The sequence below is a fragment of the Parachlamydia acanthamoebae genome (assembly GCF_000875975.1).
Taxonomy (GTDB): domain Bacteria; phylum Chlamydiota; class Chlamydiia; order Chlamydiales; family Parachlamydiaceae; genus Parachlamydia; species Parachlamydia acanthamoebae.
The window spans coordinates 1-245 of the sequence record NZ_BAWW01000046.1; the positions used below are offsets into that span (position 1 = coordinate 1).

Genomic DNA, 245 nt, shown 5'->3' on the forward strand with positions numbered 1-245 from the left:
TATGATTCATTAGGGCGGAAAGAATCCGTCAAAACCTTCTTTGGACATGGAGACAATGATTATACCTTAGATGTATTTGCCTATGACCTCCATGACTATGTCGTTGAAGCAAGACAAGAAGACGCTTTTAAAAACGTCCTCCGTAGACAAACCTATATCTATGACGCCGATGGCAATCAAATAGAAACCAGCACCTATTCACATGCCGGTGTTAGCACAGTTAAAACGACCTATAATTGCCATAA

The 245-nt window shown here is 40.4% G+C and carries 1 protein-coding gene; it reads left to right on the plus strand.

What is annotated here, in order from left to right; translation table 11 throughout:
- On the plus strand, window positions 1-245 hold a 245-nt coding region (locus tag AOM43_RS08600), incomplete at both ends, for a hypothetical protein (protein WP_152618854.1).